This window comes from Dawidia soli, assembly GCF_018598185.1.
Classification (GTDB): domain Bacteria; phylum Bacteroidota; class Bacteroidia; order Cytophagales; family Cyclobacteriaceae; genus Ohtaekwangia; species Ohtaekwangia soli.
The window spans coordinates 1-6372 of sequence record NZ_JAHESC010000100.1; the positions used below are offsets into that span (position 1 = coordinate 1).

The 6372-nt window shown below is 46.2% G+C and carries 4 protein-coding genes; all 4 read left to right on the forward strand.

The genetic code is table 11. The features are described 5' to 3' along the window. A partial coding sequence (locus tag KK078_RS30140; RefSeq protein ID WP_254094730.1) for a hypothetical protein occupies nt 1-684 on the forward strand: 684 nt, incomplete at its 5' end. 66 nt (nt 685-750) lie between these two features. Continuing rightward, complete coding sequence (locus KK078_RS30145; protein ID WP_254094732.1) at nt 751-3756, forward strand: hypothetical protein; 3006 nt, start codon at nt 751-753, stop codon at nt 3754-3756. A 7-nt stretch (nt 3757-3763) separates the two neighbouring features. Beyond that, nucleotides 3764-4582 (forward strand): hypothetical protein, encoded by an 819-nt coding sequence (locus KK078_RS30150; RefSeq protein WP_254094734.1) that lies wholly within the window; start codon nt 3764-3766, stop codon nt 4580-4582. A 6-nt stretch (nt 4583-4588) separates the two neighbouring features. Then, nucleotides 4589-6372 (forward strand): hypothetical protein (locus KK078_RS30155; RefSeq protein ID WP_254094736.1); only part of this gene is annotated, 1784 nt, incomplete at its 3' end.

Genomic DNA, 6372 nt, shown 5'->3' on the forward strand with positions numbered 1-6372 from the left:
AACCCGATCGGGATCAATACCGCTGTGGACCCGGGTCCGCTGAAACCTCAGAAACTGTATTCCGCCATTTTCCTGGCACGGTATAACGGCAAAGACGAAGAAGTGCACCGGTTCGTATTTCAAACCTCCCGGTATGCTGATTTCGATGAACAGATCAACAGCTACAAGCTTTATGACGACAAAGGTGTTTTTCTGCGAAACGCCGTATATGATAACCAGGGCAAAGCCTTCGGAAATGCCCAGTTGACGAAGGTCGTACAACTGTTGGCTGGCGTCTTGCCCGATACGGATCCCCTCTTTAGTACGTACCAGGACCCATACGATTTGTTGATGACCGGTATTTTCGAAATGCCTGCATTACCTCCGGCTGTAACAACGGAGGTGAATATTGTCCGCAATATTTCTGATAATACCATTGTTGGTCTACTGGTGCGAAGTGCTGAGCCGCTGAACGATCCCAAGATGCCGGCTTCGATTTTGGCAGGAAGCATAACATTGTCGATGAACGGCGGCCCGGTGACCGATCACAAGGCGATCTTCTCGAAAGACAATACCAGTGTATTTATCAGTAATGCGGGACTGAACCTGGCAGCAGGATCGGTTGCCTTTACATTCCGATATTATCAGTTTAATGGCACCGAATACCAGGAATTGGATAACGTATCGGCAAACCTGATTATTTGATTTAGTATAAGAAAGTATATATAGACGTTGAATATTTTATCGTTGAATTTTAAATAATTGTTGCGCATGCATTTTTTTATAGATCATACCAAATTGCCGGTACAGGGACCCAATCAAAGGAAGTTTGGTCCGGATCCAGCAAATCCGACAACAGCATTTTGTTTATCTACTGAATTTCAGTTGACGCAGGAAGCCAAGGCCTTTGCGTGTCAGGCAGGTATGATGGTTGTTCAAAAAAACAACGATAACCCCACTAACCTGGTAAACCTGATCATCAAACCTCTGCGCCCCACGAGCATTAATGGTGTTACCGTGCGATACTATGTTTACCGGCGTGTAAAGCTCAGCAGTTTCTTTTCTGGTGCGGACATTGTTCCGGAAGATTCGGCAACCAATACTCAGTTTATTGCTTCATTCTGGCGTGACCGAAAAGCGCTGGCGTCAGCGAACCCGCCGGCACCAACACCACTCAATTTTGGTTATGGGGATAATAATCTTCCGCTGACGGATCCCAACAACCTGAATCAGAACAGGCCAATCAAGGACATTTTTAATAACAAAGCACCGGCGAAGCCCTATCCGGTAACAGAAGGTATGTGGATCGGCGATTTTACGACTACCGACACGATTGGCTTTGAAATTGAACTTGAGACCGAGCTGGGGTTACAATCCACGCTGGCAACATACCGAGCTATATCAATCCAGATTTTAACAGACGGTTATACGGGCCTGGCGTTGAAACGGAGAAAAGAACTCATAGCCTCCTATATTGATCCTGCTGCCTTTTTCGGTATGCAAAGTGATAGCGGGGTAAATACTACAACATATACCGGGGCGAGTCGGAATCCATCGGTGCTCAAAAGAGCAAACAGCGGTTTGTATATTGACCTTATCAGCAAGTTTGCAAATAAAAACCGGGTCTATGTAGATGTCAGAAGTGAAAAAGGTCTTTCCTATAATTTCTATAATAACTACAAAATCAGCACGACCGACCTCAGAAATATCGTGCTTCATGAAAGTGTAGATCAGACTACCGCCGCTGAGCTCGATGGAGTTGCGCAATCATATGAGACCAGCGGATGGCCAATCATCTTTTTTGAAAGCATCAAGAATCACAACGCGACCCGCAACAAGCTTCGGTTCAGACTTCGCATAGATGGCAACACCGACCCTGTATTGTATGTCGAAAACAAAAGCCTGAGCAGTATTAACAATTTAAATCAAGTAAATTTTTATAAAGACAATACGATTAAGTCCGATACACAAAGTGTATGGACTAAAACGGTTACGTTGTACTTTCCACACGCCGGAAGTACAGCTACCTCGACGACACCGGCCAATGGCAATATTGCCAACTACATTAAGGTATTTTATTTCATAGGTTCGACCATACCTCAAAATAATCCGCGGTTTGCGAACGAAAAATACTATGACTCTGCGTTTTGTTCCATCGACCTCGAAAGCCTTGGTGATGGATCTGTCCGTAATGGCCATGTACAGAATTCCAGTGTTATCTATGTTAAAGAGAAATTGCAAACCGATGGCACGGGTAATTTTTCATTTGCGGCACAGGCAGGCGCTTATTGGGATACACAACGTGTTCTCTTTTACACCAAGGCACATGTTAAGTCCAATAGTTCGGGGAAGATGTATTTGAATACGTATGTGAGGCGACTTAATTTTGTCAATACAAAATTTGCATCAGACCTTCGGAATGATTTTTATATTGTGCGCAAGCGCTACCAGACGGCGGCGGGTAGCCTGGATATTCTGGGACTCAACTACTATAAGAAAGCAGATGCTCCTCAGGAGAAAGAAGATCTTATGCTACTGGGACTATCCATTGCACAGCTCCAGGCGCTGAAAGGTACACCCGGACTTTCGATCAGCCATCCACGCTATATTTTCCTTGAACGCGATCATGCCAACCATCTCACAGATACCTCTGCACAGCATCATCGTTATTTTCGGTATTCGGTAAAAGTTCAGGGGGTAGACAATAATGGCACTCCGCATATTGTTACGCCTAGCCCTGTGATAAACCTATACAGTCGTGATAATGTGTTTTTTAGCTCTACGACATTCGCTCCGGCTGAGCCACTAAGCATGGGTGAGAATAGGATAGAATTCCGTATTTATCGAAACGGCCCCATTTATATCAATGATAATATCGATTTTGCACTGGTTCGGAAGAAGGTTGTTGATTCATTGGTAACAGTGAATAATCAGCCCACGTATACCCTGGCTGATGACACGGCAATAGCGAATGACCAAAGCTCAGCACAGAATATAACGTATCTGTTCTATGATCAGGATGCAGTAGGAGCCCCTACACCTCCTGCCAATCCTCCTGTATTCTGTACGTTAGGCTTGGTTATGGCCGATCAGCGAGTTTATAGTACGGATTTTACGCCGGCTGAAAGTGCTGCAAGTGAAACGTCTGACTTCGAAGCCCTTAACTATAATTTGATTTTCGATTACACGCCTTTCAATGTCCTTGGTGTATGGGCTCGTCGATCGTATGAGCATACTACCACCCATGATATTATAACACGGGGTAAGGTTAAAGATAGCGGTGCGATCGGAAACAAAAAGTATAAGAAGGTTAATAAAAAGGCATTCCTGGTGTATGTTGATCGGGCGTTGGTGGCAGCATCGACAATGATAAATAATCGGTTTTCGTACGACAAAACCGTGCGGCAATTTGCCCGGCCGGACCTCCTGGCCGTCTTTTTAGGCGCATTACGAGAAATAGACGATGCCATTGTTTGTCAGGGATTTGCGTATCCTGATGCATCATCTTTTCCTAGCACGTTCCACGTAAACGGAAATGCATTTGATACAAATTACCTCACGGGGCCCTTACCCAATGTAGAAATAACCGACGATCTGGAGTTTATCCGCGCCGTGCATAAATATGGAATTGGAAAATTTAGAATTGGCCCCACAAGAAGTCCGTTAAGACTGGCTGTTAATCCTGTGATGGGTGCTTTGACTGGAATAAAATGGGTGGAAGGCGGTCCGCTTCACAACGGTCACCTTCACACAGAAGATATAGTAATACATAAATAGAACGGGTATGCGCATATATGTAATTATAGTCCTATCGGTACTGCTATTGTCCTGTAGTTCAAATAACCCAAAGAACGACAATACGGTGTCGGCAAATGACTCCCTGCAGGCAGGTCAATCGGTTTCGATGCCTGAAGAAGATACCCTGGTGGCGTCGGCGGGTACCCCGAAGACGACAACGCTTCCCTTGACAGCGCATTATGACGCCGATCATATGTATGAATTGGTAAGAAGGGCATCGATAGCCTATAAGCTACCGACGCTGGAGAAGGTGAACTATATTGTTACAGATTCTTCCTACTTGCCGACGTGTGATGATGGGGCGTCAGTCAGTGTAGTGTTTAACTTTAAAAGTTACCGATACAAACTTCCAGTTATAGCGAACTATCAGGTGTACGTTGTGTGTGATACGACTTTGTCCGACTATAAACGCGATAAGACTTTGCAGCAGTTGTGCATGGCACATGTGTTTTATACACACGCATATCTTCTTTTGTACGACTCTGTAAGTAAACAAGCTAATGCGATCAATATTTTCAATGTACGAATGGGTATGCATATCGCACGTAGGACATTTGATATTGACAAGAATTATAACATACACATCCAGGACTATGGATTATCCTCAGAGACAGAAGATGCAGAAGAGATACCGACGTTGCGGCAATTGATCCGACTTGCCTCAAATGGTGACATCGTTATTGAAACCCCTGCCCAAGTTTCGGAAGACGAATTTACTGGAAAGACGATAAGCCGAAAGCCGGCGCGACGCACAATATTTTCCCCAACGGGCAGCCTGAAGAGCTCAACTGCCCTAGAAAAATGACATCGTATGGCAGAGAATCTGATTCCGCTCAATAATTTTATTTCCACCGAGCAAATCCCGGGTGATTTAGGGATTTTCGAAGACGGGTTGGAAGCACTGTTTTCTAACGTATTTGTAACCGACCTGGAATCGAGTACGAGCTTATACAAAGAAGACGCGCATTACAGTCTCACACTGGTATCCTTCACCCGGCTGGCATTGGAAATACCCGGTACGGATGGCCTTGCGTTGGTCCTGAATCCAGGGATAGCAGAAACCAGCCGCACGGAATTTCCGGTTTCGTTAGGGTATTCATGGCCGGTGCTAAGGTATGTGGAACAATTTAATCTCACCAGCTTTGACTTTACACCGAGGTCATTCTACGACATCCTGATCGGTGTCGCTGGTATATCGGAGCAAGACATGCTAAAAGCAGTGATCGATACATTCTATGAATTGACGGTGCCGCACGAGCATGAGGATGATGAAGAGCTTGGAGAACTCGATGAGAGAAGTCCCCTGGAAAAGTTTGTAAGCGATTTTAATCAGCGATTCACTCCGGTAACGCCACTCGCGTTGCTATCCGATGCGGATGAATCCGAGGTGTTGGGAGATTTGTTCGTTCAGTTGACAAGTAATGGCAATCAATTTGATATTCTGGAGATTGCCTTTTCGGGTTACATAGCAGGAGCTGATGTTGGCGGAATGCTCAGTCGAATTGAAGATTTGTCGCATGCATTCCTGCCAAATTTTACGATTGACGATCTCAAGCGAATTTTAATACCGCGTATTTTTGTGTCGCTGGAGCAGATCAACCTTGCCTTACAATTTCCGCGAAGCGTTCTGAAGCCGATTGACCCTGAAACGAATGAAGTAATCGAGGATGAGAATATCAAGTCACAGCTTGTTTTCAACGCCGGTAGTTTGAATTTTAGCTCGGAGAACGGGATTGAATTCGAGGAAGCTTCCAGTTTTAGCTTTGCTAAATCGCTGATCGGAAATACCGGCATTACGCTAGAGTTCGAAAACGTCAAGCTTGATCTAAGTCGGACCAGCAGCATTACAGAAGCTGCGGATGCCGGTTACTCGGAAGACTTCGTCGGTGTCTTTATTGAGGAAGCCACGATCGGTCTTCCCCCTAAGCTGTTCCAAAACAATCCCGACCAGGCCAACCCGCCGGAAGTAGCCATCAAAGGCCGTAACCTGCTCATCGGCACCGGCGGCATCTCCGGCACGATCGGTCTGGAGACAACGGGCTCTCCCTTCAGCGCCAAGATCGGTAAGATGACAGCAAGCCTGGAGGCATTTGATATAACATTCAAGCAAGGGGCCATCACCGAATCCAACATCTTTGGCAAGCTCCTCATCCCCGGCTTCAAAGACAGCGCCGGCAATGACGCCGAGATCGAGATCGATGTACACATTGCCGACGACGGCGACTTCAGCATCACCGCCCGGGAGGCGGACGGGATAAAACTTTCCATTCCAAACATTCTGGCCTTCACCATCAGATCGGCGGAGATCGGCAGGAAGGACGACCAGCTCTACCTTGCCGTATCGGGCTTGCTGGAGTTCGAGGATCAGGGCGGTTTCCTGGGCAAGTTCCTGCCGGCCGAGATCGATATTAAGAAGCTTATCATCTGGCAGGATGGAAGTATTGAGATCGAAGGAGGAAGTCTTGTTCTTCCTACCGCCATCACCATTAAGATCGGCCCCGCCGAGATCTCCATTACGGGGATCCACATGGGTACGCACGAGCAGAACCTGAACGGTGTCAAGCGGAAGTACCGGTATTTTGGTTTTGATGGGGG